Annotated in this window: 26 protein-coding genes and 1 other RNA gene; 16 read left to right on the top strand and 11 right to left on the bottom strand. The window is 36.0% G+C overall.

The window, feature by feature from the left end; genetic code table 11:
- Positions 1–80: 80 nt before the first annotated feature.
- Positions 81–587 carry a hypothetical protein gene (locus AAKU52_RS06170; protein ID WP_354331348.1) on the bottom strand — a complete coding sequence of 169 codons (507 nt, stop codon included), beginning with the start codon at positions 585–587 and terminating at the stop codon, positions 81–83.
- A gap of 241 nt (positions 588–828) precedes the next feature.
- On the opposite strand from AAKU52_RS06170, the gene gatB reads away from it, so the two are divergent.
- From gatB to AAKU52_RS06145, 5 genes are all read left to right on the top strand, one after another.
- Entirely contained in the window at positions 829–2,292 is a 1,464-nt protein-coding gene (gene gatB, locus AAKU52_RS06165) for an Asp-tRNA(Asn)/Glu-tRNA(Gln) amidotransferase subunit GatB (RefSeq protein WP_354331346.1), read from the top strand.
- Positions 2,293–2,296: 4 nt separating this feature from the next.
- Positions 2,297–3,406, top strand: a complete 1,110-nt coding sequence (locus tag AAKU52_RS06160; protein WP_354331344.1) for a redoxin domain-containing protein — start codon at positions 2,297–2,299, stop codon at positions 3,404–3,406.
- Positions 3,407–3,513: 107 nt separating this feature from the next.
- Positions 3,514–4,203, top strand: a complete 690-nt coding sequence (locus AAKU52_RS06155) for a response regulator transcription factor (RefSeq protein ID WP_354331342.1) — start codon at positions 3,514–3,516, stop codon at positions 4,201–4,203.
- Between the two features lie 28 nt (positions 4,204–4,231).
- Positions 4,232–4,954, top strand: coding sequence for an RluA family pseudouridine synthase (locus tag AAKU52_RS06150; protein ID WP_354331341.1), 723 nt, complete (start codon positions 4,232–4,234; stop codon positions 4,952–4,954).
- Between the two features lie 11 nt (positions 4,955–4,965).
- Positions 4,966–6,753, top strand: coding sequence for a chloride channel protein (locus tag AAKU52_RS06145; protein WP_354331339.1), 1,788 nt, complete (start codon positions 4,966–4,968; stop codon positions 6,751–6,753).
- A gap of 56 nt (positions 6,754–6,809) precedes the next feature.
- Here AAKU52_RS06145 and AAKU52_RS06140 read toward each other — a convergent pair whose 3' ends face one another.
- From AAKU52_RS06140 to AAKU52_RS06125, 4 genes are all read right to left on the bottom strand, one after another.
- A complete protein-coding gene (locus AAKU52_RS06140) occupies positions 6,810–8,213 on the bottom strand; it encodes a sigma-54-dependent transcriptional regulator (protein WP_354331337.1) in 1,404 nt (467 codons plus the stop codon).
- A gap of 69 nt (positions 8,214–8,282) precedes the next feature.
- An RNA gene (gene rnpB, locus AAKU52_RS06135) (RNase P RNA component class A) lies at positions 8,283–8,692 on the bottom strand.
- Positions 8,693–8,717: 25 nt separating this feature from the next.
- Positions 8,718–9,143: a c-type cytochrome gene (locus tag AAKU52_RS06130; protein ID WP_354331335.1), complete on the bottom strand. Its 426-nt coding sequence runs from the start codon at positions 9,141–9,143 to the stop codon at positions 8,718–8,720.
- Positions 9,144–9,809, bottom strand: coding sequence for an SCO family protein (locus AAKU52_RS06125; RefSeq protein ID WP_354331333.1), 666 nt, complete (start codon positions 9,807–9,809; stop codon positions 9,144–9,146).
- A gap of 86 nt (positions 9,810–9,895) precedes the next feature.
- On the opposite strand from AAKU52_RS06125, the gene AAKU52_RS06120 reads away from it, so the two are divergent.
- Positions 9,896–10,903 carry a beta-ketoacyl-ACP synthase III gene (locus tag AAKU52_RS06120; protein ID WP_354331331.1) on the top strand — a complete coding sequence of 336 codons (1,008 nt, stop codon included), beginning with the start codon at positions 9,896–9,898 and terminating at the stop codon, positions 10,901–10,903.
- Positions 10,904–11,089: 186 nt separating this feature from the next.
- Here AAKU52_RS06120 and AAKU52_RS06115 read toward each other — a convergent pair whose 3' ends face one another.
- Positions 11,090–11,551, bottom strand: a complete 462-nt coding sequence (locus tag AAKU52_RS06115; protein ID WP_354331329.1) for a DUF4268 domain-containing protein — start codon at positions 11,549–11,551, stop codon at positions 11,090–11,092.
- A 118-nt stretch (positions 11,552–11,669) separates the two neighbouring features.
- Between AAKU52_RS06115 and AAKU52_RS06110 the strand changes: the two genes are divergently transcribed.
- Entirely contained in the window at positions 11,670–12,035 is a 366-nt protein-coding gene (locus AAKU52_RS06110; RefSeq protein ID WP_354331327.1) for a hypothetical protein, read from the top strand.
- Positions 12,036–12,134: 99 nt separating this feature from the next.
- Positions 12,135–12,665 (top strand): ferritin, encoded by a 531-nt coding sequence (locus AAKU52_RS06105; RefSeq protein WP_354331325.1) that lies wholly within the window; start codon positions 12,135–12,137, stop codon positions 12,663–12,665.
- A 130-nt stretch (positions 12,666–12,795) separates the two neighbouring features.
- On the opposite strand, the gene AAKU52_RS06100 is transcribed toward AAKU52_RS06105, so the two are convergent.
- Positions 12,796–13,071, bottom strand: coding sequence for a hypothetical protein (locus tag AAKU52_RS06100; protein WP_354331323.1), 276 nt, complete (start codon positions 13,069–13,071; stop codon positions 12,796–12,798).
- A gap of 281 nt (positions 13,072–13,352) precedes the next feature.
- Here AAKU52_RS06100 and AAKU52_RS06095 point away from each other — a divergent pair, with 281 nt between their 5' ends.
- The 5 genes from AAKU52_RS06095 to AAKU52_RS06075 all read left to right on the top strand — a co-directional run bounded on the left by AAKU52_RS06095 (position 13,353) and on the right by AAKU52_RS06075 (position 16,703).
- Entirely contained in the window at positions 13,353–13,514 is a 162-nt protein-coding gene (locus AAKU52_RS06095; protein WP_354331321.1) for a hypothetical protein, read from the top strand.
- A gap of 235 nt (positions 13,515–13,749) precedes the next feature.
- Positions 13,750–14,778, top strand: coding sequence for a PAS domain S-box protein (locus AAKU52_RS06090; protein WP_354331319.1), 1,029 nt, complete (start codon positions 13,750–13,752; stop codon positions 14,776–14,778).
- Positions 14,779–15,378, top strand: a complete 600-nt coding sequence (locus AAKU52_RS06085; RefSeq protein WP_354331464.1) for a sensor histidine kinase — start codon at positions 14,779–14,781, stop codon at positions 15,376–15,378.
- 96 nt (positions 15,379–15,474) lie between these two features.
- A complete protein-coding gene (locus tag AAKU52_RS06080) occupies positions 15,475–16,125 on the top strand; it encodes a response regulator (RefSeq protein WP_354331317.1) in 651 nt (216 codons plus the stop codon).
- Between the two features lie 161 nt (positions 16,126–16,286).
- A complete protein-coding gene (locus AAKU52_RS06075; RefSeq protein ID WP_354331315.1) occupies positions 16,287–16,703 on the top strand; it encodes a response regulator in 417 nt (138 codons plus the stop codon).
- Between the two features lie 372 nt (positions 16,704–17,075).
- Here AAKU52_RS06075 and AAKU52_RS06070 read toward each other — a convergent pair whose 3' ends face one another.
- From AAKU52_RS06070 to AAKU52_RS06055, 4 genes are all read right to left on the bottom strand, one after another.
- Positions 17,076–17,984: a DnaJ C-terminal domain-containing protein gene (locus tag AAKU52_RS06070; protein ID WP_354331314.1), complete on the bottom strand. Its 909-nt coding sequence runs from the start codon at positions 17,982–17,984 to the stop codon at positions 17,076–17,078.
- 105 nt (positions 17,985–18,089) lie between these two features.
- Positions 18,090–18,800, bottom strand: coding sequence for a DUF4397 domain-containing protein (locus AAKU52_RS06065; RefSeq protein WP_354331312.1), 711 nt, complete (start codon positions 18,798–18,800; stop codon positions 18,090–18,092).
- A 101-nt stretch (positions 18,801–18,901) separates the two neighbouring features.
- Positions 18,902–19,393, bottom strand: coding sequence for a hypothetical protein (locus AAKU52_RS06060; protein ID WP_354331310.1), 492 nt, complete (start codon positions 19,391–19,393; stop codon positions 18,902–18,904).
- A 95-nt stretch (positions 19,394–19,488) separates the two neighbouring features.
- Positions 19,489–21,222 carry a phospho-sugar mutase gene (locus AAKU52_RS06055; protein ID WP_354331307.1) on the bottom strand — a complete coding sequence of 578 codons (1,734 nt, stop codon included), beginning with the start codon at positions 21,220–21,222 and terminating at the stop codon, positions 19,489–19,491.
- Positions 21,223–21,462: 240 nt separating this feature from the next.
- Here AAKU52_RS06055 and AAKU52_RS06050 point away from each other — a divergent pair, with 240 nt between their 5' ends.
- The 3 genes from AAKU52_RS06050 (at position 21,463) to AAKU52_RS06040 (ending at position 25,243) form a co-directional block, all read left to right on the top strand.
- Positions 21,463–22,776 carry an aspartate kinase gene (locus AAKU52_RS06050; protein ID WP_354331305.1) on the top strand — a complete coding sequence of 438 codons (1,314 nt, stop codon included), beginning with the start codon at positions 21,463–21,465 and terminating at the stop codon, positions 22,774–22,776.
- A 192-nt stretch (positions 22,777–22,968) separates the two neighbouring features.
- Positions 22,969–24,129 carry a diaminopimelate decarboxylase gene (gene lysA, locus AAKU52_RS06045; RefSeq protein WP_354331303.1) on the top strand — a complete coding sequence of 387 codons (1,161 nt, stop codon included), beginning with the start codon at positions 22,969–22,971 and terminating at the stop codon, positions 24,127–24,129.
- Positions 24,130–24,685: 556 nt separating this feature from the next.
- Positions 24,686–25,243 (top strand): hypothetical protein, encoded by a 558-nt coding sequence (locus AAKU52_RS06040; protein WP_354331301.1) that lies wholly within the window; start codon positions 24,686–24,688, stop codon positions 25,241–25,243.
- Positions 25,244–25,474 lie beyond the last annotated feature (231 nt).

Here is a 25,474-nt window from a genome sequence, read left to right as displayed (position 1 = left end):
AAATGCGCAACTAATTTAGTTGCGCATTTGTTTTTTGTCAATTTGTTGAATGTAAGTTGTTTGACTAATATAATATTTAATTAATGACGACCATTATTACCATGGTTGTCTTTACCTTTGCCGTTGTTTCCACCGCGTTCATGTTTATTTCCTTTATTAGAGCTTTTCTCTTGTTTGCGATAGTTCTTGCTGTCGTGTTCATTGTAACTAGATCTATAAACTACCTTTTGAGGTCTGTTTGAAGAATAATTGCTGGAATAGCGTTTTTTGTAATTTTGATGTCTTAAATAAGGTCGGTTACTGTTAATAACCACTTTACGACCTTTATGTAAGTCATAATTTCTGTACCTGGAAGGTAAATTACGGTTATGTACCCATCGGTTTCCACTATAGTAAATAAATTGACGGGTAGGCACATAGTAATAAGACTCCACTTCAGGTAAATAATAATAATCTACATGATTATAACCTCTGGGACCCCAATCCGGTTGTGCTCCAATGTTAATGTTAACGCTAACCTGGGCATGTGCTGGTGTTACGGACATTGCTGCAAAACCTAACATTGCAAAAACAATTAATCTTTTCATAACCTTGATTTTAATTTGTGTGTTTGTGTTTTTAACGTTAATGAAGCTTTCATATACTTTTATTCATTACTGTTTTTAAGCTGTAAGTTTATAATAATTTCATTTGTGTAAAGTGTTAAAATCAAATTTGATGCCACATATTGTTTACACCTATCAATTTGTTTTAAATAACGCTTTAAGACTATTTTGGTTATATTTGCATTAACAGAAAAAATAAATTTTTTTAGATCAAAAAAAATAAATGAGTACGAATACGGTAACCACAGCTTCTGAATTTGAATTAATATCAGGTTTGGAGGTTCACGTACAGTTAAATACGAATACAAAAATATTTTCAGCAGATAGTGCTACTTTTGGTGCCAGCCCGAATGAGCACATCTCTCCTGTATCTCTTGCTTTACCTGGTGCATTACCCAAATTAAATAAAGAGGTAGTTGCTAAGGCTATAAAAATGGGCCTGGCCTTAAACTGCACTATCAATCAAACGAATTATTTCGACCGTAAGAATTACTTCTATGCTGATTTGCCAAAAGGATATCAAATTACCCAGGATAATAAACCCATTTGTCAGAATGGTTTTCTGGATGTGATTTTGAGTAATGGTGATGTAAAGCGTATCGGTATTAACCGGATACATTTAGAAGAAGATGCCGGAAAGAGTCTTCATGATCAAGATGACCGCTATTCATTTGTGGATTTGAACCGGGCGGGCGTTCCTTTAATTGAAATAGTTACCGAACCTGATATCCGATCGGCAGAAGAGGCTTCCGCTTTACTTACTGAAATGAGGAAACTCGTGCGCCACCTTGATGTAAGCGATGGTAATATGGAAGAAGGTAGTTTAAGATGTGATGCTAATATCTCCATCCGTAAAAAAGGGACTACAGCTTATGGTACACGTTGTGAAGTTAAAAACCTTAATTCCATTAGAAACGTTCGCCGTGCAATGGATTTTGAATTTAACAGGCAGGTAGAATTGGTTAATGATGGCGGAATGGTTGTGCAAAGCACCTTGAATTTTGATGCCGATAATGGCACAACTTCCCCAATGAGGAGTAAAGAAATGGCTAACGATTACCGGTATTTTCCGGATCCTGATTTAGCACCCTTAGTTATTTCCGATCAATGGCTCGCCGAACTCAAAGCTGCTATGCCAGCTTTGCCAAGAGAAATTTCGCAGCAATTGGTTAATGACTATGGCATTAACAATGCTGAAGCATCTTTGCTTGCTGCAGATCCAGATCTTTTAGCTTATTTCTATGCAGGCGTAAAGGAAGTTACGCAGCAGAAAAGTTTAATCAACTGGCTTGTGGGTCCAATCAGGGCTTTATTAAATGAAAGAGATATCCAACTTTCCAGTTATCCCATCAGTCCACTACTACTGGCAAAAGTAATTAACCTAATAGATCAGAAAAAAATAACCCAGTCGGCGGCTCTACAACAACTCTTGCCCGCACTTGAAAAAGCAGGTGAAGTTGATATTGTGGCCTTAGCCAAAGAATTGAATTTGTTAATTGAAGACAATGATGATGAGCTAAGTGATTTCGTAGATCAGGTATTAGCGAAGTATGAAGCACAGGTAACGGCTTATAAAAAAGGCAAAAAAGGTGTTTTAGGCCTATTTGTTGGAGAAGTAATAAAAATGGCAAAAGGAAAAGCGGATCCCCAAAAGGTGAATGCATTGGTTCAAGAAAAATTAAGTTAAAATTATGATGAAGAAATTAATCTACCTCTTAGTGGTCAGTATAGCTTTTGTAGCTTGTAAAGATTCAGATAAGTTTGTAATTAACGGGACGTTTGAAAATTCAACACCTAATAATAAAGTATACCTTTTTGCATTAGATAAAGCAACACCTATTGCTTTAGACTCGACTGTTTTGTCGGAAAAGGGTGAGTTTAAATTTAACCACCCTTCTGAAGAGGCTAACTTTTTTAAGGTTTCTGCCGGAAACAACGAATACATGATTATTGCTAAAAATGGTGATGACATTCAACTAAAAGCAGACCTTGCTGATCAAAACATGCTTTACAACATTTCTGGTGCTGAAGATGCCGATAAATTGGAAACGTTGAATGTGACCAAGAATAAATATATGGCTAAAATTAATGAGGTTCAAAAGAAATTTGATGACCAGGTAGCGAAAGATCCAGATAACAGAGAAGCCATTATGGAAAGTCTGCGCCCAGAATACACGAAAGAAATTGAAACCCTGAATAAGGAAATTCTAAAATTTGCACAAAACAACATCAAATCTCTAGCAGGTTTTTATGCCATCAACCTTTTAAATCCTGCAGAATTTGAGCAGGAAATGGTTGCTTATTCTGATCAGATTAAAAGCAGTTTCAACAAAAACCCTGCAGTTACCGAATTTCTGGTTAGAATGGCTAACCTTAAAACTGTGCAAATTGGTCAGCCTGCACCGGCATTTACCATCAATACCATCGATGGTAAAAAAGTAAGCCTTGCCGATTTTAAAGGTAAATATGTGTTGCTTGATTTTTGGGCTTCCTGGTGCCAGCCTTGCAGACAAGAAAACCCAAATGTGGTTAAGGCCTATAACACCTTTAAAGATAAAAATTTCACCGTGTTTGGTATTTCTTTAGATAAAGATCAAGTTGCATGGAAACAAGCTGTGCAAGCAGATAATTTAGCATGGATACAAGGAGGTGAACTCCAGGATTTCGAAGGACCGGTAGTTAAACTGTACCAGGTTGATGCTATACCAACTTCTTTTTTGATTGATCCACAAGGAAAAATCATCGCTAAAAACCTCAGAGGGGAGCAGTTAGAAGAATTTTTAAACAAAACTTTACTTTAAAGCATCTTTAAAGTTAAGAAGCTACTCCTACTTAACAATTTGGTAACTTGATTTTAACGCAGTAACGCATTTGATTGACTAATTTCGTAATAAATAAATTAAAAGATATGAGTGCTGCAAAACAGAAAATCCTTATTGTTGATGATGAACCTGATATTTTAGAATTAGTTGAATATAACCTAAAGAAAGAAGGCTACCAGGTTTATGTTGCGAGCAATGGTAAAGAAGGTATTTCAGTTGCGCGCAAAGTTCATCCTGATCTAATTATTCTTGACATCATGATGCCTGTAATGGATGGCATTGAAGCTTGTCGTTTAATGCGATCTATACCTGAATTTAAAAATACTTTTATGGTGTTTTTAACGGCAAGGAGCGAAGAGTACAGTGAAATTGCCGGCTTTAATGTTGGGGCAGATGATTATATTGCCAAACCCATTAAACCAAGAGCATTGGTGAGTAGAATTAATGCGATTTTAAGAAGAAATGTAAGCAGTGACGAAATCTCGGAAAATAAGATTGAAATTGGCGACCTTGTTATCGACAGGGAAGCTTACCTTGTTTTTCAATCTGGAAACAAAGTAGTATTAGCCAAGAAAGAATTTGAATTATTATACTTATTAGCCTCTAAACCAGGTAAAGTGTACACGCGTGAAGCTATTTTAAAAAATATTTGGGAGGATTCTGTTGTGGTTACCAACCGTACTATTGACGTACATATCCGTAAATTAAGAGAGAAACTAGGTGAGAATTATGTCACTACCGTGAAAGGGGTAGGCTATAAGTTCGAACTTTCTTAGTACTTTTGCAATTTAGAAATCTATATCATTGAAATATCCCTCATTTAAAGACCTTATTCTGTTTGAAAACGATGATTATATCGTTGTAAATAAACCCCCCTTCGTAGCCTCGCTTGACGAGCGCGGAGGTTCTGGTGAAGTAAATATCTTGCGTTTGGCCAGACAATACACTGATGATGCCCAGGTTTGTCACCGCTTAGATAAAGAAACCAGCGGAGCCATCTTGATTGCCAAGAACCCAGAAGCTTACCGTAATGCCTCTATGCAGTTTGAAAGGCGGAAAGTCACTAAAATTTACCACGCCGTGGTAGATGGTCAGTTTACTTTTAACGACCTTTTTGTGGATTTACCTATATTGAATGATGGCAATAAAAATGTTACCATCGACAGGCAGGAAGGCAAGCGTGCAGAAACCTATTTTAATTCCGTTAAATATTACAAGCATTATACCCTGGTTGAGTGCAAGCCCGTTACCGGGAGAATGCACCAGATCAGGATACATTTAGCGACACAACGTGCCTCTATTTGTGGAGACATCATGTATCGCGGTAAGCCGGTATTTTTATCTAACCTTAAAAAAGGTTACCGAATTGCTAAAGACGAAGAAGAGCAACCTATTATGAAACGTTTTGCCTTGCATGCCCGATATTTGATTTTTAAAGGGGTTGATGGACAGGAAATTTCTATTGATGCTCCTTATCCAAAAGACTTTGCAACCTTAATTAAGCTGCTTGATAAATTTGACTGCTAAATAAATTAATAATGAATGTAAGATTAGTAAACTATATTGATGCATTGAATCAATATCGTAGGACTAAAATCTCTAATAGGAATTTCCTGGTTATAGCAGCTTTTATAGTTGGTATTCTTGGCGGATGTGCTGCTGCGCTATTGAAAAGCTTAACCCACCATATAGAAAGCTTTCTTCAATCAGGTTTTGAATGGCAATACAAGTACTATTTATATCTCTTTTTTCCGATGATCGGTATTTTATTATCGGTCATGTACACCCGCAGGTTTATTAGGAAGGGGAAGTTTGAAACAGGTTTAACACCAGTATTATTTGCTATCTCTAAGAAATCAAGCATAGTTGAGCCGCATAATATTTATTCACAAATCATTACTTCTGCTTTAACTGTTGGTTTTGGTGGTTCTGTAGGACTAGAATCTCCAATTGTAACCAGTGGCTCTGGTATAGGCTCTTTAGTTGGCCGGCTTTTAGGGTTATCTTACAGAGAAACAACCATGTTATTGGCTTGCGGAGCTGCTGCAGGTATTGCTGGTGCTTTTAACAGCCCCATTGCTGGAATTGTATTTGCAATAGAAATTCTATTGCCCGAATTTACCATCCCTGCTTTTATTCCTTTACTTCTATCGGCTGCAACGGCAGCAGTTGTTGCCCGGTTATTTTATACTGAGCAGCTCTTTTTCCTTGTTACCGAGGGCTGGATGGTTAGCGCATTACCCTATTATGTGGTATTGGCTTTATTGATAGGGCTCTTTTCTATTTATTTTACCAAAATAAATTACCTCGTTAAATCTTTTTTTTATAAAATTAACCATCCCTATAAAAAGATTGTAATTGGCGGTTTAATGCTTGGTGCCCTGGTTTTTCTATTCCCAACTTTGTATGGAGAGGGGTATATTACCATTAGAAATTTATTGGGTGGAAACTATGAGGCTATGCTCAAGAATAGCATTTTTGCTGCCTATTCCAGTATTCCTTTTGCTATTATCTTATTTACATTTACCACTTTATTTGCCAAATCTTTTGCAACCCTAATTACCTTAAGTGCCGGAGGTAATGGAGGTGTCTTTGCGCCTAGTTTAATTATGGGTGGGCTTATTGGTTTTCTCTTTGCCTTTACAATAAATACCTTGGGTATAGCTCAGTTAAATGTAGCAAATTTCATTGTTGCAGGCATGGCAGCTGCTTTAAGTGGTGTAATGCATGCCCCTTTAACGGGCATATTTTTAATTGCCGAAATTACCGGTGGGTATATCCTTATGGTACCTTTAATGATTACCTCTGCAATTTCTTATTTCATTAGCCGCAGTTCCAACAAATATTCCATCTATACAAAATCACTTGCAGAAAGCGGTACACTCTTATCTCATGAAGATAAAGATAGCACCGTATTGAATATGATGAAGCTCCGGTACCTAGTGGAAAAAGATTTTTTAATTCTTAATGAAGAAGATTTACTTTCTGAAAGGATAGTTGAGATTTTACAAACAAAAAGAAATTTATTTCCAGTATTGAGTGCCACGCAAGAATTTAAAGGGCTTTTGTATATGGATGATATTGTGAGAATAACATCTTCAAGAACAGAAGAGCAACATATGGTTAAAGAATTGATGCATGCTGCCCCGGGTGTGCTGCTTGAAAACGAGTCACTGAAGTCTGTGTTAGCTAAAATGGAAGCCAAAAATGTATGGATACTTCCGGTATTGAATCAAAAGGGTGGCTTTATTGGCTTTGTTTCTAAAACTGCTGTCTTTAATAAATACCGCGACTTACTACGCCGACAGGCAGACTATATGGAATAAAAAAACGCTTGCTTGCAGGGGTCAATGCAGCCCCTAACAAGCAAGCGGATAATTATTTATTCAGCGGTTCTTTTTAAACCGAATTTCTCTATTTTACTGTATAAATGACTGCGTTGTATGTCAATATCATCTGCAGTCTTTGAAACATTCCAATTGTGTTTCTCCAGTTTAAATTTAATGAACTCCCGTTCCGCATAGTCCTTATAATCCTGGAAATTGGTGAACTTCTCGAAATCAAGTCCTGTAGCAACAAGAGTAGGTATATGCTGATTGGCATTTGCTGCACCAATATTGGTGCCACCTCCAGGATTTGCAAATGCTGCAACATCATGTTCTGTAATAACCTTATCGCTCAATATAATCAATCGCTCTATCATATTGTGTAATTCGCGCACATTACCTGTCCACGGTAAGCGTTGTAAAGCCACAATTCCGTTATCACTAATTTTTTTAACCGGCATACCGTAATCTTTACAAATCTCTTCTAAAAAGCTTTGCGCAATAAGGGGTATATCTTCAATGCGCTCTGTTAAGTGCGGCACGTGAATATTGATCACATTCAAACGGTGGTATAAATCCATCCTGAAATTACCATCTTCAATCTCTTTCAACAAGTCTTTATTGGTAGCAGCAATTACCCTAACGTTTACTTCAAACTCTTTTTCACCACCTACACGGGTAATTTTATGTTCTTGTAAAGCGCGGAGTACTTTAGCTTGGGCAGAAAGGCTCATGTCGCCAATCTCATCTAAAAATAAAGTACCTCCATTTGCCAGTTCAAATTTACCGATCCGTTGTTTTACAGCAGAGGTAAAAGAACCTTTTTCATGACCAAATAACTCACTTTCAATTAACTCTGAAGGTATTGCTGCGCAGTTTACTTCAATTAGTGGATTATCTGCACGTTGCGATTTTTCATGTAACCAGCGGGCAACCAATTCTTTACCACTACCGTTAGCACCGGTAACCAACACACGGGCTTCTGTTGGGGCCACACGTTCAATGGTTTCTTTAATTTTATTGATCACTTCAGAAGCGCCAAGAATATTTCTGGTTTTGCTGACTTTTCTTTTTAAAACTTTTGTTTCTGTAACTAAATTACCACGGTCTAAAGCATTTCTAACCGTAATTAATAAGCGGTTTAAATCTGGTGGTTTAGAGATAAAATCAAATGCACCCTTTTTACTTGCTTCAATAGCGGTTTCTACGGTACCATGACCAGAAATCATGATGAAAGGAAGATCAGGACTGTAAGCAAGTGCTTGTTCTAAAACTTCCATGCCGTCCATTCTATTCATTTTGATATCGCACAGAACGAGATCAAATTTCTTTTTTTTAATAAGTTCTAATCCATCAACGCCATTATCAATATCATCAACCTCATAATTTTCGTATTCTAAGATCTCTCGCAAGGTGCTTCTTATCGCCCGCTCGTCATCAATTATTAATAATTTTGCCATAGGTTATGCTCAATATTTTTGGTTATTGGATACTAATATATTACTATTTACGAATATAATAATTAAATTAAAAAATGTAAGCCTATAAGCCGGGTTCTGTATTCCATTGCTGGAACTTCTATCATTAATCTACTATAAATGTTGCCATTTATCTCTAACGACCTACCCACTAACATCGGACGGGCAGCCCTACATGCGTTAGCCTATTTGGTCTTTCAACTCCCGGGGTTTACCAACGTTCCGGTTACCCGGAACAGTTGTGAGCTCTTACCTCACAATTTCAACCTTACCTGTACTTAAAAAGTCATCGGCGGTATATTTTCTGCGGCACTTTCCATAATTCAGGTTTTCATTCCTAAACCTCTTCCCGTTAGGAAGCGAGATGCCCTTTGTTGCCCGGACTTTCCTCTTGATACTTTAACTAATGTTAAACTAGTCAACATTAAATGGAGCGTACAAGCGATAGAACGGCTTACATTTTTTACAAAGATAATAAAAACGATTCTATTTGCAGTTGTTTAGATCAGTTGCTACTTGTTCTGGTTTATACATGCCTTGTTTATTGCCAAAAGAATTGGTGATGTAAACTAGTAGTTGTGCAATGTCGATGTCTGCCATGTCTTTCTCATCAGGCATTTTTTCGTCATATACCTTACCCCCAACAGTAATAGGGCCTTCTAATCCATTTTTGATAAAACAAGCCAAGCGGTTCTTATTGTCTTTTAAAAACACGGTGTCAGTTAATGGAGGGGCAAGTTCACCTAATCCTTCGCCTTTTTCGCCATGGCAATTCTGACAATGTTGTCTATATAAATCCCGTCCGTTTGTATAATAAATGTCCTGCTCCATTTTAAGCGCCGATTGGCAGCTGTAAATGATGGTAGAAACGCTGATTAAAAAAAGAACTAAAATTAAAATCTTGCGCATCATTTATTGGTTATATTCTTTCAATAAAACAGCGATATCTTTACTTAATTGTGCTACCGCTTCTTTGTCGGTGCCGTCATAAGCACCTCTCATCCGTTTGTCTTTATCAATTAAAACTAGCCAGCCCTGGTGTACATAGCCATCTCTGTTAGTCGAATCGGTCATTACTGCAGTGAGGTAACTCTTTTCGGCAATAGTGTAAATTTCTTCTTTAGGGCCATAAACAAATTGCCATTTGTCGCCATATACCCCAAGTTTTTTTGCATATTTTTGAAGTACCGAAGGTTTGTCATATTTAAAATCAATGGTATGCGATAAAAACATAACATCAGGATTATCTTTATACTGGTCAAATACAGTTTTCATGTTTCTATGCATCACCGGACAAATACTGGTGCAGGAAGTGAAGAAGAAATCTGCTATATATATTTTATTCTTAAATTTTTCGTTAGTGATATAAACACTGTCCTGGTTTAAAAACCTGAATGGCGCAATGGTTTGATAAACGGAATCAACTTTAGTGGTTCCGTCTGCATTTTGAGTCGTAACGGCTTCACGATGGCCGAATATTGGCAATTTACGTTCGTTTTTGCAGGAAGAGAATAATAAAAAGGTAGAGAAAAGTATAACGGAAAAAGTTTGTAAATGTCTAAATGGCTTAGTTGTCATGCTACAAAGGTACATTTCAAATAAAATAAAGTGTAACGTAGCTGTAAATATTTGTTAGTTTTGGCAACTAGAATAGAATTTAATTAATGAGAACTAGATATAATGCCAGGATTACCGCTTTAGGGGGGTATGTACCTGAACATATTTTAACTAATCACGAGCTGGAAGAAATGGTAGATACCAACAGCGAGTGGATTGTTTCCCGGACTGGAATAAAAGAAAGACGCATTGTTAACGATGCACAAGTTGCTACTTCAGATCTTGCTGTAAAAGCAGTAGCGCGTTTGTTGGATGATGCGAAGCTAGGTCCGGATGCCATTGAATGTGTTATTGTTGCTACTTCAACTCCCGACTATATTATGGTGTCTACTGCAAGTGTAGTCTGTGAAAAAGCGGGACTAGTAAATGCGTGGGGCGTAGACTCCAATGCAGCATGCAGTGGTTTTCTATATGCCCTAACTTTAGGTGCCAGTTTGATTGAAAGTGGCCGTTACAAAAACGTGATTGTAATTGGTGCCGATAAAAACAGTGCCATCATCAACTATGAAGATCGCAATACCTGCATTCTTTTTGGTGACGGGGCAGGTGCTGTTTTGTTAGAGCAAACAACAGAAGAAGAAGGATTAATAGACAATGTTTTTAAAACTGATGGTTGCGGAAAAGAACACCTTATCGTTCAGGCTGGAGGGTCTTTAAACCCATCTTCTATAGAAACCATCAACAATAAACTCAATTTCATTAGTCAAAATGGAAGAGTTGTTTTTAAAGCCGCTATCGAAGGCATGACTCAAACGTGCAAAGAGGTGTTTAAAAGAAATGACATCTCCTCAGAAGATATTGATTGGCTAATACCTCACCAGGCAAACCTGCGAATTATACAATCGGTAGGCGATAACCTGAATATTCCAATTGAGAAAGTTAAAATCAATATAGATCGTTACGGAAACACTACAGCGGCAACAATACCGCTTTGCTTGTGGGATTTTAAGAATGATTTTAAGGCCGGCGATAAGCTATTATTAACAGCTTTCGGTGCAGGTTTTTCATGGGGTGCTTCTTATTTGATTTGGGGTAAACTTAGAGGTGATGCTTAATAACAGTTAAGATCTGTTACAGTTTTAGTTGTGCACGGTTATCAGTTGGTAAGGAGCCGGTTCGGACCTTGTTGGGAGTTGGTTCGGACTTTGTAGGGCTGGATGCCTTCAAAGTCCGAACCAACTCCCTACAAGGAACAGGGTTAAGGTACAGGAGCTATTATGCAAACTAAAAATGGATTGCTTTTATTTAAAAAGGCTGAAACTGTACTGTGCATCTGTCCAAAACGCATCGAGGGCAATTATTCTTGGCTTTAAAAAAGAGATCATAGCCGGCCAATCTGCCTTTTTAAATATACTTACCTCAGTTAGGCAAATAGAAATTTTGCTGATGATTTTATAGTTCGCATCGGGGGTGTGGAGCTCCCATTCCCAATCTTCATTTAAATTACTTTTTAATAAATTTTGGAACGCTTTGAATTGCTCAAACATTAATTCCTGAATTCCTAATTCGGGATGCGACATTTCAATTGTCATGGTAGCAACATGATTGTCGGCCTGCATTTTAAAATGTAGGTGTTTAATCCCTGTTTTGTAATTGATCCAATTTATTTTTTCTCCCTCAGCCGAAAGGCTTAAAGCCATATATTGGCCAAACACAGTCCAAAATGCTTGTTTTAAAGCTGATGCTTCTTCTTTTGTATACAAGTTTGTTATTATTTAACTTTTTTGATTTACAAATTTAGCTATTTAGGATTAACTTTAATTGTTAATTTAATTTGGATTAATTCCAGATAATGACAATATTTGCATTAAAACACACTTAATGCAAAATTCAACGATCGAAATTTCAACTCCTTGGGCCGAAGTATTTAGTACTAAAAATGGCAGTATTTATCAATCTGACAGTGAGAACTGTTGGTATGTAGACTTTGGGGGCAAAGTAGCGCGGTTTGATTATCGCTGCCTGCTGAAATTAAAGAAAGCAATTTATAACCTTGATATTGAGCATTTATTAATGAACAATAGTAAAGCTGCAGATTTAGAAATTGTTTTTATCTATGCTTGCGACCACTGTTACCTACTCACGATAATGGAAATAATTGCTTTTAAAGAGTTAATTGAAGGAACATTTGTGATGTTGAGCCTGAATCATATATTACAGGATTGCTTATACCGCATACCCGCTTAAATGAGATTAGACTCTTTCCATATTAGCCTTAAGAAACGTTAGTTTTGAAAAATAGCACTATTTTTGATTAAATAATAAATAATATTAAATCAATAAGCTATGAAAGATATTATCCGCACAAAAAGCTTAATTTCTGCCGATGTAGAAACGCTTTTAAATCAACAAATAAAGAAAGAAGCCCATTCTTCATCCGTATACCTTTCAATGGCATCGTGGTGCGATCGTAATGGTTTTGATTTTTCTGCAGATTATTTCTTCAAGCAAGCAGAAGAGGAGAGACTTCATCAACTGAAATTTTTTAAATATGTACTTGATATGGGTGGTTCGGCAACCTCTCCTGAAGTAACAAATATTAAAAATGAATATAATTCCTTCCGGGATGTTTTTGAAGAAGCCCTGGAAATGGAAGTAACCATTACTCAATCTATTAAAAATATTGCTGCCCGTTGCCATAAAGAACAAGATTTTGTGACGCTTGAATTTCTAAACTGGTTCTTTAAAGAACAAAGAGAAGAAGAGTATAAAGCTAGAAGAGCAATTGAATTGTTCGACGTTATTGGTGAAGAGGGTATTGGAAGATGGGAAATTGATAAACATGTTGGAAAAATTGAATATTCTAACGAAGCCTAAAACTAGCGCATATCTGGTTTAGGTAACCTGCCAGTTTTAAAACCGGCAGGTTAATTTTATTTTAAACGACCAGGTGCTGTGGGAAAAAAAACAGATTCAGAAAAAAAGAGTACTAAAAAGGCTGATAAAGTCAAGAAAAAAAAGACTTGCTGTGAAAAGTATAAAAAGGGAAAAAGGTGTAAAAACTGTCCCCTAGCTTAGGCATCGATTTCAGCATTTCATTAATTACAGAAAATTCTACTTTCTTTCCTGTAATTACCACCTGGTAATTCATTTTTATACAATAATCTCCGAGGGTAGCAAAATATAAGGCTGGGCATTGTTGCCAATTATCTATGGCACTGGGATGAATACAAATGTATTGTCCTGCTTTTACATTGATTTTCAAATTGCTAAATTCTTCCATATCACTATTTAATAGCAGAAATTCTAAAGCAGCACCTGGAGGAGCGATCCCCAAAAAGCCATTAAATTGAGTAGCCGAATAATTTCATGGTCATGTTTAGGGTAGGTCATAATGTTTGAGGATGTTTCCATTGCCCTGCATTTGTAAGATGAGGTCGAATTTTAAGGATTGAACTTTCAGTACAAAGCCATCAAATAAATCTTGATCAAAATTTTGCTCCAGTAAACTTGTAGGAAATACTTATGATCAATACGACCAGACAGGAATATTAGTGCCTAAATATGAATACGAAAACCCAATACCATGACCTGGCCATGCAATTGAAGTCTACCCACTTTATTGTCAGATTGGCTACATACAGGTATTACAATATGGATCAGTTAGTTGCACAAGCTTTGACATTGTTTAAGAAGATGCTCAATAAAGAATTATTAGTGAATTAGCTTTGCTGAAAGTCTGCTATTTTAATATTTTATTTTTTAACAGAAATATGTTTCATTTATTTCTGTTATTTTTAAGATAAAGAATAAACTTAAGTTTTAATTTTTTATCTTAGATTAGTGCGGTGTAAGGTGTTCTTTCTTGATGATCTTTTGTTCCAAAATCGGCTTTTATAAACGCGATTTAGAAATAGGCTATAATGGAATACTATGAGTCGTAAAATTTAAAATCAAAAAATTGAAAGAGCACTTTAATTTTTCTAAATGGCCTGCCGAAAAGCAAGAGGAAAAGGTTTTGATGAGTTTGGATCCTCATCAACCTGGAAATAATACAAAAGAAAAAACTCCAGCAGTGTTGGATGAGTTTGATGTGATTAGTTTAACACGGAAAAAGCTGAACAGCCAACTCAAAAAATCTTATCAATCGCTTATTGAAAAGCATGAAACTTTTATAAGCTTATATAACTTTGCACCAGTGGGCTGTTTGATCCTTGATTATGCTGGAGTAATTATCGACATCAATCAGCGGGGAGCTGACTTGTTGAAAATGCCTAAGGATTCAATTATAGATAAAAGATTTCACTCTTTTATCCCGAAGGATAATTTAGGGGATTTTTACGATTTTTTACAACAGATCAAAAAATCTGCTACGAGACAATCGATGGAAATCAGGCTTACTTTGAATGCTTATGAACATGCCTATGCCCGGATTGAAGGAATTGCTATTCAAAATCAAAGCGCAACAAAAATCAAATATTACATCACTGTCTTTGATATTACAGCAAACAGAAAATCGCAGTTTACGCTTCAGCAGACTAAAGATCACTCCAGGTTGCTACTGTGTAATTCTAATAGTGGTATTTGGGCCATTAGAACTGCTGACAATACGGTTTATTTAGATGATAACAGTTGTACTATTTTAGGATTAAAACCCTCTCAATTTGATGGCAGTATCAATCAAATTATGCAGTGTGTTCATAACGATGACCGGGAAAAAACACGTTTTTGTCTGGAGGATGGCATTGCCTTAAATAAAGAAATTGATACTGAATTTAGGGTTATTAACAATACCGGGCAGTTAAAGTTCATTTCTTTCAAGGGACATGAAGTTGCAAATTTCAAAAAGGAGGGTATGTGTTATTCAGGTATCCTGCTGGATTATTCAGAACCGAAGCGTTTAGAGGAAGAAGCGAAGGACCTTCGTCGAAAACAAGACAGATTAATATTGTCGGCCACTTTAACCGCACAGGAAAAAGAAAGGTCTTAAATCAGTAGCGCTCTTCATGATAGTGTTTGCCAGGTGTTATATGGAATAAGGTTAAATTTGCAGAATTTACAATTTACCAATAAAATGAAAGATGAATTTGTGACAATTAACCAGTTGCTGGATCAGGCAATAATGGAGACACGTCAACTTTCCTACGAACTTACTCCTTCTGTACTTAAGGATTTTGGTTTTTCGGCTGGAATTAAAGAGCTATCTCAAAGGTTATATACACCTAATTTTCAAATACAATGTAGTATTAAAAGTTCCGCAGATCTATTACCTCCTGAGGTGCAACTTAGTCTTTTCCGGATTATACAGGAGCTGATAAATAATTCTATTAAACATGCGAAGGCGAGCTTGGTAAAAATTAAAGTTGGACTTAAACTTAATGAGGTTACAGTTAGCGTTTCTGATAATGGAATTGGATTTGATGCTACCGCAAAAGAGGCCTTTAATAAAGGCTTAGGTTTAAATGGTATAAAAAACAAGGTTTTTCTTTTAGATGGAACCATCTTTTTTAAAAGTTCCAAAAAGGGAACGACAGCAACCATAAAATTTAGAAATGACAGTAGCTTAGCCGCGCTGTTAACGGTAGGATAGGAATACTGAAAAAATCAGCTAGACCATTAAACATTCAAATTAATGATAAGTGCTGGAAATGGAAATTATTAGAAAATCAAATTAAACGCGTTAGAAATGGTGAATGTAATGCTTGCTGAAGATCATACTATTGTCCGTAATGGCATAAAGATGCTGCTGGAGATAGATAAGGATATAAGTGTTGTTGCTGAGGCGACAAATGGTAAAGAGGCTGTTAGGATGCTCCAAGAAGGCTGTAAAATAGATGTTATTTTAGCGGATATTAATATGCCAGAAATGGATGGGATAGCAATGATCAGTAAAGTTTTAGAGATTAATCCTGAAGTGAAAGTGATTATCCTTTCCATGTTTGATAGTGAGAAATATGTTGCAGAGGCATTTGCTGAAGGAGCTTCCTGCTACCTTCTTAAAAATATATCTGTTGGTGAGCTTATTTTTTCTGTAAAACATGTAAGTCTTGGAGGGAAGTACCTTTGTACGGAATTGTCTAATAAGTTGTTGGATCGTTTAATACAGCGGTCAAATGCCGAATATGGTGGAGTAGATATCCGTAAGAACTTCTCTGTTCGTGAAATCAATGTGCTGAAACTTATTGCTGAAGGGTTTACTAATGGTGAAATGGCCGAGCGCTTGTTTATAAGTAAAAGGACGATTGAAGGGCACCGACAAACCCTAATAGAAAAAACAGGATCACGAAATACGGCTTCCTTAATCAAATACGCTGTTTTAAATGGAATTGTACAGTAGTGGACTGCATAATATCAAGTATTTAACACTGTTTTTTACGTATATCTACGGGTTTTTATACTAGTAATAATCTCTATATTTATTTAGTGGATATGATTATTCTAAATTATTTATAAAAATTATTTATCCTGATATTAATTTAAAAAATTAATTCCTTTATCATGAATAAAATATTGTTGATTGATGATGATCTGAACATGCTTGAAGTGATGAAAGAAACACTTGTTTATTACGGTTATAGTGTTTCCACGAGCAGTTATACTGATGATATATTTTCCTTGGTTAATTTGCACCAACCAGATTTAGTCATTATCGATTATTTAATGACAGGGATCAATGGGGGAGAGATGTGCGCAGCATTGAAAAGGAATGAAGTTACGAGGTTTTTACCGGTAATAATTGTTTCTGCTTATGAACGTATTATCCAGTCTCTTGGTAATTATGGCTGTGATGCCTTTGTCTCTAAACCATTTGATATGAAACATTTGTTGAGTGTAATTAAGAGGGTAATCTCTACTGCGCCCTTACAGGTTCATCTTCCAAATGCCATTCCGACCAATCATCAATTACATAAATAGTTGCTATATCAATTATTTAGTAAAACTATGTAAAGTGTAGATTATGTTATGTTTATATATTAGTTCCATAAAAAACTTAGGAATCTATAATTACTTCATGTTAATCGTCTTAAATCATTTGTTTTAAGACGATTGCATGTTTTTGATTAACTTAAAGGAAAACTGTTTATTTGAGGTTTTTTTGACGATTGGATTTGATTTTATCCTTAGAATTATTATTTCTAAATCTATTTTAAATGAAAAATAAATTCTAGTTCTATGTCAACTACCTATCATCCATCAAAAAAAGCTGATTGGTGTTCAAGATCGTTTTTATGAAATTGCTGGTTTGTGTAAGGATGAAAAGCAGTAGTGAAATAATTGAGTTATCAATTAAGATTTTGCTAATTCTTTGAACAGTTCTATTTGTTTTTCATTCAATTTCTCGGGGATGAGGATTTGAAAAGTAACATATAAGTTGCCAAAAGTGTCGTCTTTCTTGTAAATTGGAAATCCCTTACCTTTTAGCCTTACTTTAGTGCCATTTTGAGTGCCTGCGCTTACCTTAAGCTTAACTTTCCCATTCATGGTATCAACTGTGGCCTCTCCGCCTAAGACAGCGGCATACAAGTCAAGGTCGACGGTTTCATAGAGGTCATCATTCACTCTTTTGAAAACCAAGTCTTCGGTAATGCTAAAAGTGAGGAATAAATCGCCATTTGAACCACCATTTGAACCCTGGCCACCCTGACCTTTAATTTTTATAACTTGTCCATTGGCGATACCAGCAGGAATAGTAATTCTGATTTGCTTACCGTTAACCGTCAGGGTTTGTTTATGGGTTGTATAAGCTTCGCGAAGCGATAAATGCAGCCCTGCCTGAAAATCCTGGCCTTTAAACTTTGTTGCGCTACGCTGTGACTGGCCAGCGGAACTTCTCCCAAACATTGATTCAAAAAAGTCTGAGAAACCACCAGCTCCATATTGATTTCCACCGTAGCCAGCACCTTCAAAAGGATTGGCTCCTCCAGCATATTGTCTTTGGGATTTTGATTTTTGCTTATCAAACTCATCAGCATGTTTCCAGTTTTCACCGTATTCATCATATTTTTTGCGCTTTTCAGGATCGCTAAGGGCTTCATTAGCCTCATTGATCTCCTGAAATCTTTTTTGTGCCTCTTTATCATTGGCATTCACATCTGGATGATATTTTCTTGCCAATTTTCGGTAAGCTTTTTTGATGTCATCTTTTGATGCCGTTTTATCAATTCCAAGTACTTTATAATAGTCGATAAATGCCATATTCTCTTTGATATTAACCAAATTTAACCAATTGACCTTACATAATCACCAAAAAAAACAGAAACCATTGCAAAAAACAATAGTTTCCGTTTATAATAATTTGATTTATAAATTTGTAATCAATTGTGCAGCCAATGTTTGTTGAACACCGCTTGGATTTACCATTCCTTTTACAAAAATGGTGTAATATCTACCAGCTGCCAAAGTTACATTTAATGTAGTTTTTACGCTACCTGTACTCTTCTCTTTGATGTCCAAATCGAAAGTGCCAGGTTCAATTTGCAAAAACTCATTAGCCTGTTTATATGTCTGATTACTGACGATGTTGCTTTTGTCTTTAATGGCCAGATCTAACGAAGGCGCGTCAGGCGATAAGTTAATAAAACGCAGGGAAGCCTTTTCTGAACGGACCGACAAGTTATCTTTGAAGCTAATCAAATCTAACTGACCGGTTACACCGATAAGAAAATAAGAATAGTTAGTATATTCAGCTAAAATAATGTTTTTGGACAGCAGACTTTCTGCACTACCTGCAGAAGTAAACTTCAAATCATAGGTATTTGAAAGAATTTGCGCATAAGGAATAGTGCCACCGAAAGGCAATGCTGCATTGCTAACCTTACTGTTATTCAAGTAAACATTATACGTAGCCGGACTAGGAGAAGCATTGATAATCGTCATATAACTAGTGGATTCTGTACTTGGTACTTCGTTCTTTCCGCAAGAACTCCATAGCAGGATGGCTAATAAACCAAATGAAATAAGAAGGTTTCGGCTAAATTTTTTTAAATAAAATGTTGTAGAATTTTTCATCATTTATAATCTATTAAGGTGATGCAAATATTCAACAATTATAAATAATTAAGTGTTAAAAAACGTTAATCCAGATTAAAAGATGGTATAAAAGGTTAGAAAAGTTAAAGCTGAGTGTGGTCTGAATAATACTTCTTGCTGATCACAACAATCGTATAGGTAGCATTAAATGAAATAGTCTGATAGGCAAAATCACTTCCGATATAGGAAGTAATGCTTTGACCTTCTATGATTTGAGGTTTAGTATTGGAGATTTTTACTGCTTCAATTTCTTTTAAAAACTGCAGAAAGTTTTCTTCATCTGGTGCTTGGTAATACATGCGGTTTACTGCAGTCCTTTCCGTATGTATCCTTAGCCAGGCTTGAGCTTTTTTAGGGTCAGTTTTAAGATTACCGAAGGAGAAAGTACGGTAATAATCGTTTTCTACATAGCCAGTGAGCGCAGGATCCAGTTTCCAGCCATTATTTACAAGTGAGTCACTCACATGGGTTATTGTTTGATTGATACAAATTTCCAAGTCTTTCAAATTTTGCACCTGTGCATTACAAACAATCATGCCCAGGCAGATCAATATAGTGAAGCAGTATCTCAGCATAACTTCAAAGGTAAATAAAAAACGCATGATCAGCCCTGATCATGCGTTATAATTCTATTCTAAAATATTGTTTAAGTAAAGCTTTGTAGCGTTATTTAAGCTTGTAAATCTTTCATTAAAGTTTGAATTTTTACCGTCAGCTGCTCGTTGACTTCATTAAATTTCGATTTATCAGCCAAAGGGGCATTTACGCTGCAGTAAAACTTAATTTTAGGCTCCGTACCAGAAGGGCGGGCAGAAACAATACTACCATCAGCGGTAATAAATTGTAAAACATCCGACTTAGGAAGGGCTAAAGGAGAGGTTTTGCCAGTGTTTAGATCAGTCTCTATACCAAGTTCATAATCCTTCAAAGTAATGACTTTAGAACCACCCAATACTGCAGGAGGGTTATTTCTAAATTGTTCCATCATGGCCTTAATTTCTTCAGCACCTGTTTTGCCTTTTTTAGTCAGGGAAACCAGTTCTTCTTTAAATAAACCATATTCCACATACATGTCGATCAATGCATTGTACAAGCTGGTTCCTTTGTCTTTGTAATAAGCAGTCATTTCTGCGATAAAAGCACAAGATATCACTGCATCTTTATCCCTCACCAGTTCGCCAACAGAATAACCATAGCTTTCTTCACCACCAACTATAAAGGTTTTTTTACCCTGCAATTGCGTAATCAGCTGACCAATCCATTTAAAGCCAGTCAACGTATTGTAACATGTTACATTTTTAGCTTTAGCAATAGCTTCAATTAAGTTTGTCGTTACAATTGTTTTAACCACATATTGGTTGCCATCCAGTTTACCTTTTTCCTCCCAGGCGGTTAATAAATAATGTATTAGCAAACTTCCGGTTTGGTTACCATTTAAGAGAACAAATTCGCCATCGTTATTTTTAACTGCAATTCCCACACGATCTGCATCAGGATCAGTTGCTAAAACCAGATCCGCATCAATTTCCTGAGCTTTTTTAAGCGCTAAGGTCATGGCTTCTTTTTCTTCTGGATTAGGATAAACTACAGTTGGGAAATTGCCATCCGGTTTACTTTGTTCCTCTACTAAAGTTAAATTGGTAAAACCAAATTGAGCTAAAGCTTTGGGCACCAATGTTATTCCTGTGCCGTGAATAGGCGAGAAAACGATTTTCAAGTCTTTCTGACGAGAAATTGCTTCTGGTGAAACCGAAAGCCCGGTAATGCTATCCAGGTATAATTTATCTATTTCTTCGCCTATAAGTTTAACATTGTCGGGTATGCGATCAAACTTAACTTCAAAAATATTAGCTATTTTCGCTACCTCATTCATTACTTCTGTATCTTCAGGGGCAGTAAATTGACCACCATCCCAGCCATAAGCTTTATAACCGTTGTATTCTTTTGGGTTATGAGAAGCCGTTAGCATTACGCCACCGCGGCACCCCAATTGTCTGATTGCAAACGAAAGTTCCGGTGTTGGTCTTAATTCTTTGAAAAAATAAACAATGATACCATTAGCAGAAAACACATCTGCTGTAATTTTAGCGAAATAGTCAGAATTGTTACGGCTATCATGAGCGATAGCCACTTTAATCACTTTTCCAGGGTACTTTTTCAATAAATAATTGCTTAACCCCTGGGTTGCAGTACCAATGGTGTATTTATTGATCCGGTTAGAGCCAGCACCCATAACCCCTCTTAAACCACCTGTTCCAAACTCAAGATTCCTGTAAAAAGCATCCGATAGTTCATTAAAGTCCTCATTATTAATGAGTAGCTGTATTTCATCTTTTGTATCCCGGTCATAACTATTAGTAAGCCATTTGTTTATAGTTTCTAATGTTGAAGATTCTAACTGCATATTCTTTTAATTGTAGTTTTTAAAATTTGTTTTACAAATTATTAGTAGGCTATTTTGTTAAGTAAGGTATGATTTGGTCTTTTTCCAAATATAATTCTGTATAACTCTCTTTTTTATCGCATGGTTTTATTATTTTCACGGCCTAAAGGATTAACCACTAGGCAAAAATAAAAATAATACCACTAGAATGGTTTTGAATCCCTAAGTACCATCAATTAAACGATAAAAACAATAAAAATAATGAAGATATTAAAGTTTGGAGGAACTTCTGTTGGAAGCCCTGAGCGGATGACAAAATTACTGGATATCATCAATCCGGCAGAAGAACAAATAGTAGTCTTATCGGCAGTGTCTGGTACTACCAATAGTTTAGTAGAAATCTCCAGCAAACTTTTAAAGGAAGACAAGCAAGCGGCGTTAAGCCAAATTAGCGCACTTCATGAAATTTATAATGCCTTTGTTGAAGAACTTCTACCAGAAGGAGCATTCCTGGAAGAAGGTCAGGAGGTGGTAGATTACCATTTGAACTTTATTGCATCCCTTGCAAATGATTTTTTTACGCCTATTGAAGAAAAAGTGGTGCTGGCACAAGGAGAATTGTTATCAACTACTCTTTATCACATTTATTTAAAATCCATCAATGTGCCTTCTGTATTGTTGGCTGCCTTGGATTTTATGAAAACTGATGAGGACAGTGAACCGGATATTCCATTTATTGGGAGTCATCTAAAGCCATTGCTAGAAAAAAGCAAAGGCAATAAATTGTTCATCACTCAAGGTTTTATCTGTCGTAACAGTTTTGGTGAGGTCGACAACCTGAGGAGAGGGGGCAGTGATTATACGGCATCATTAATTGGCGCTGCTATAAAGGCTGAAGAAGTGCAAATCTGGACAGATATTGATGGGATGCACAATAATGATCCACGCATTGTAAAAGGAACGAAACCAATTTCCCATTTGTCTTTTGATGAGGCAGCAGAATTGGCTTATTTCGGAGCTAAGATTTTACATCCACAATCAGTATTTCCAGCGCAAAAATATAAAATCCCTGTAAGGTTATTAAATACCCTGGAGCCAAAAGCTTTGGGTACATTAATATCTGCAGAAAGCGAAAAGGGTAAAATTAAATCTATCGCTGCAAAAGATGGTATCACAGCTATTAAAATACAATCCAGCAGAATGCTGTTGGCATATGGATTTTTAAGGAAAGTTTTTGAGATCTTTGAAAGGTATAAAACCCCTATTGATATGATTACGACTTCAGAGGTTGCCGTATCATTGACGATCGATTTCACGGATAACCTTGATGAAATTGTGGAAGAACTGCATGCTTTTGGGTCGGTAGAAATTGATAATGACCAAAGTATTGTTTGTGTTGTAGGCGATTTCAGTGCCGATACACATGGTTTTGCTGCACGGGTACTCGAGGCAATGAAACATATTCCTATCCGGATGATTTCTTATGGTGGAAGTAATTATAATATTTCTCTGCTGATTAATTCTAAAGATAAAGTGGAAAGTTTAAGAAGCCTTCACAACCGTTTATTTGAATAGCCGTAAAGCTATTGTTATTTCTTTTTGAAATAAACAACAATGGCAATTAGAATAAACACGAGAACGATAAAGAACCTGGATCTCCTGTCGTACTCTTTTTTGTTGATCTTTTGTTGTCGCAAATCCAGGTAATTGCCGATAAAAATCAACATTAATCCTAGTAAAACAAATACAATAAGATATTTAAACATTATGTTTTCTAATAAAGATATAACTCAATTTGCAAATTTGGAAACGCCATTCTACTATTACGATCTTGCTTTATTGCAAAATACGTTGAATGCTTGTGCTGACGCTGCAAAGGTGTATAATTTTCATGTTCATTATGCCATGAAAGCCAATTTTAATCAAAAAGTTTTGGAGAGAATTAAGGCGAGTGGCTATGGTGCAGATTGTGTAAGCGGTAACGAAGTGCTTAAAGCGATAGAAGTAGGTTTTGGTAAAGATAAAATCGTTTTTGCAGGTGTTGGCAAATCGGACAAAGAAATTAATGACGCCCTGGATCAAGATATTTTCTGCTTTAATGTTGAGTCTATTCAGGAATTGCTCGTGATCAATGAACTGGCGACAAAAAAAGGGAAGAAGGCTAAAGTAGCCATCAGAATTAACCCTAATGTTGATGCGCATACACATCATAACATCACCACAGGTTTAGATGAAAATAAATTCGGCATCAACTCGTGGGACTTAAATGATTGTGCTGCTACTTTAAAAAAGTGTGCCGAACTGGAATTTATCGGTATACATTTTCATATCGGTTCACAAATCACTAATTTGGATGTGTATAAAAATTTATGTGTCAGGATCAATGAGTTTGCTGCCTGGTTTGAGGACCGTGGTTTTGTAATTAAAGTATTGAACGTTGGCGGCGGTTTGGGTATCGATTACCATAACCCTGATCAGCAAATTCCTGATTTTGCAGCCTATTTTAAGATTTTTAATGATTTTCTGGAGGTTAGACCTAGTCAGGAGGTGCATTTTGAATTGGGTAGGGCATTAGTAGGGCAGTCGTCCTCTTTGATCAGTAAAGTGCTCTATGTTAAGAATGGTAAGAAAAAGAATTTTATTATCCTGGATGCTGGCATGACAGAATTAATGCGTCCTGCATTGTACCAGGCTTATCATAAAATTGAAAACATCAGTAAAGCAGCGGCTGATGTGGCTGTTAAATATGATGTGGTAGGGCCAATTTGTGAAAGTACAGATTGCTTTGGTAAGGAAGTTGAAATGCCGGAAACTGAAAGGGGCGATTTGATTGCAATAAGAAGTACTGGGGCGTATGGTGAAGTCATGGCATCACGGTATAATTTGCGGGAAAATGTAAATGTTGCGTTTAGTGAAGAGTTAATATAAAGGTGAAAAAATCTTACAACTATTTTCGTCCTCATTCTCAGAAATAGAGAATGGATGTCCTTAAATAGCTGTAAGATTTTTTTTAGGACTGTATGTTAACGGCATTGCACAAACGGAACAGGTTGAAATTTTCTTTTGCAAATTTGAACGTGAGACCGGTAAAAGTATAGTTTTTTATAAATAGCTGTTTGAACGTGAGACCGTTAAAAGTATAGTTTTTTATAAATAGCTGTTTGAACGTGAGACCGGTAAAAGTATAGTTTTTTATAAATAGCTGTTTAAAGGTGAGACCAGTAAAAGCTTTGTTTTTTGTAAATAGCTGTTTAAAGGTGAGACCGGTAAAAGTATAGTTTTTTATAAATCGATGTTTGAAGGTGAGACCAGTAAAAGCATTGTTTTTTGTAAATCGATGTTTAAAGGTGAGACCAGTAAAAGCATTGTTTTTTGTAAATAGCTCTTTTAAAGTGAGATCGGTAACAGCACTCATTTTTGTGAATTCATTTAAAATTCTATTTAAATTAAGTTAAATAAGGTAATTTTTCATTATTATTGTTTCATGAAAAGACTTTTACTCTCTATTACATTATTATTATTATTATCAGCTGGGGTTTATGCACAAAAAGACATTGTGGTGAATTCCGTTAATAGCCAGTCGGCTGCCATTGGTCATAATGGAAATAATGAAATTAAATTAAACTTGCTTTACATGGTATTAGGGATGCCTGAGGTGAGTTACGAAAGATTAATTGATGATAACATGGGAGTCGGGATTTCTGCTATGGTATCTTTGATCGATGATCCAGACCTTAGGTTCAGTGTGATTGCAGATTATCGCTTGTATTTTGGTAATAAAAAAGCTAATGGTTTTTTTATTGAAGGCAATATGGGCCTAGTTTCTCAAAGGTATTATTCTTACTATTATAATGATAATGGTTACAGCAATTTGGATATGGTTGATAAAGTTCAATTAGGTTTGGGTGCTGCATGTGGTGCCAAGTTTCTTGCCCGGAATGGATTATTTGGGGAGGCCTATGTTGGCGCTGGCAGGTTATTAGGTAATGATGGTGATCAATACTATCCCAGAGTTGGAATTACGATCGGAAAAAGGTTTTAATAATAAGATTAGGGTTAGTCATAATCCCGAAAAATAAGGCTCAAATAAAAAGAGGCTGTATCATTGAAAATGCATTGCCCCAAAAACTAAGAATGCACTGCTCCCATAAAGTTATCTAATTTTTTAAGGGCAGTGCATTCTTAGTTTTTAGGCATTTTAATGAATAGAAAAATGAACAGCTTCTTTTTTTTGAAATATGCAGCGTCTAAATATCATTCCTGAATGCCAATA

This window comes from Pedobacter sp. CG_S7 (assembly GCF_040544395.1).
Taxonomy (GTDB): Bacteria; Bacteroidota; Bacteroidia; order Sphingobacteriales; family Sphingobacteriaceae; genus Pedobacter.
This window is presented reverse-complemented; position numbering and strand designations above follow the sequence as displayed.

What these genes read in the sequence shown, in the direction of transcription:
- AAKU52_RS06065 (WP_354331312.1), bottom strand. Translation starts at nt 18,800, where the DNA reads ATGATGAAAAATTCTACAACATTTTATTTAAAAAAATTTAGCCGAAAC.
- AAKU52_RS06055 (WP_354331307.1), bottom strand. Translation starts at nt 21,222, where the DNA reads ATGCAGTTAGAATCTTCAACATTAGAAACTATAAACAAATGGCTTACT.
- AAKU52_RS06050 (WP_354331305.1), top strand. Translation starts at nt 21,463, where the DNA reads ATGAAGATATTAAAGTTTGGAGGAACTTCTGTTGGAAGCCCTGAGCGG.
- AAKU52_RS06170 (WP_354331348.1), bottom strand. Translation starts at nt 587, where the DNA reads ATGAAAAGATTAATTGTTTTTGCAATGTTAGGTTTTGCAGCAATGTCC.
- AAKU52_RS06075 (WP_354331315.1), top strand. Translation starts at nt 16,287, where the DNA reads ATGAATAAAATATTGTTGATTGATGATGATCTGAACATGCTTGAAGTG.
- AAKU52_RS06155 (WP_354331342.1), top strand. Translation starts at nt 3,514, where the DNA reads ATGAGTGCTGCAAAACAGAAAATCCTTATTGTTGATGATGAACCTGAT.
- AAKU52_RS06070 (WP_354331314.1), bottom strand. Translation starts at nt 17,984, where the DNA reads ATGGCATTTATCGACTATTATAAAGTACTTGGAATTGATAAAACGGCA.
- AAKU52_RS06140 (WP_354331337.1), bottom strand. Translation starts at nt 8,213, where the DNA reads ATGGCAAAATTATTAATAATTGATGACGAGCGGGCGATAAGAAGCACC.
- AAKU52_RS06160 (WP_354331344.1), top strand. Translation starts at nt 2,297, where the DNA reads ATGATGAAGAAATTAATCTACCTCTTAGTGGTCAGTATAGCTTTTGTA.
- AAKU52_RS06110 (WP_354331327.1), top strand. Translation starts at nt 11,670, where the DNA reads ATGCAAAATTCAACGATCGAAATTTCAACTCCTTGGGCCGAAGTATTT.
- lysA (WP_354331303.1), top strand. Translation starts at nt 22,969, where the DNA reads ATGTTTTCTAATAAAGATATAACTCAATTTGCAAATTTGGAAACGCCA.
- AAKU52_RS06060 (WP_354331310.1), bottom strand. Translation starts at nt 19,393, where the DNA reads ATGCTGAGATACTGCTTCACTATATTGATCTGCCTGGGCATGATTGTT.
- AAKU52_RS06095 (WP_354331321.1), top strand. Translation starts at nt 13,353, where the DNA reads ATGAATACGAAAACCCAATACCATGACCTGGCCATGCAATTGAAGTCT.
- gatB (WP_354331346.1), top strand. Translation starts at nt 829, where the DNA reads ATGAGTACGAATACGGTAACCACAGCTTCTGAATTTGAATTAATATCA.
- AAKU52_RS06125 (WP_354331333.1), bottom strand. Translation starts at nt 9,809, where the DNA reads ATGACAACTAAGCCATTTAGACATTTACAAACTTTTTCCGTTATACTT.
- AAKU52_RS06080 (WP_354331317.1), top strand. Translation starts at nt 15,475, where the DNA reads ATGGTGAATGTAATGCTTGCTGAAGATCATACTATTGTCCGTAATGGC.
- AAKU52_RS06145 (WP_354331339.1), top strand. Translation starts at nt 4,966, where the DNA reads ATGAATGTAAGATTAGTAAACTATATTGATGCATTGAATCAATATCGT.
- AAKU52_RS06100 (WP_354331323.1), bottom strand. Translation starts at nt 13,071, where the DNA reads ATGGAAGAATTTAGCAATTTGAAAATCAATGTAAAAGCAGGACAATAC.
- AAKU52_RS06120 (WP_354331331.1), top strand. Translation starts at nt 9,896, where the DNA reads ATGAGAACTAGATATAATGCCAGGATTACCGCTTTAGGGGGGTATGTA.
- AAKU52_RS06130 (WP_354331335.1), bottom strand. Translation starts at nt 9,143, where the DNA reads ATGATGCGCAAGATTTTAATTTTAGTTCTTTTTTTAATCAGCGTTTCT.
- AAKU52_RS06040 (WP_354331301.1), top strand. Translation starts at nt 24,686, where the DNA reads ATGAAAAGACTTTTACTCTCTATTACATTATTATTATTATTATCAGCT.
- AAKU52_RS06105 (WP_354331325.1), top strand. Translation starts at nt 12,135, where the DNA reads ATGAAAGATATTATCCGCACAAAAAGCTTAATTTCTGCCGATGTAGAA.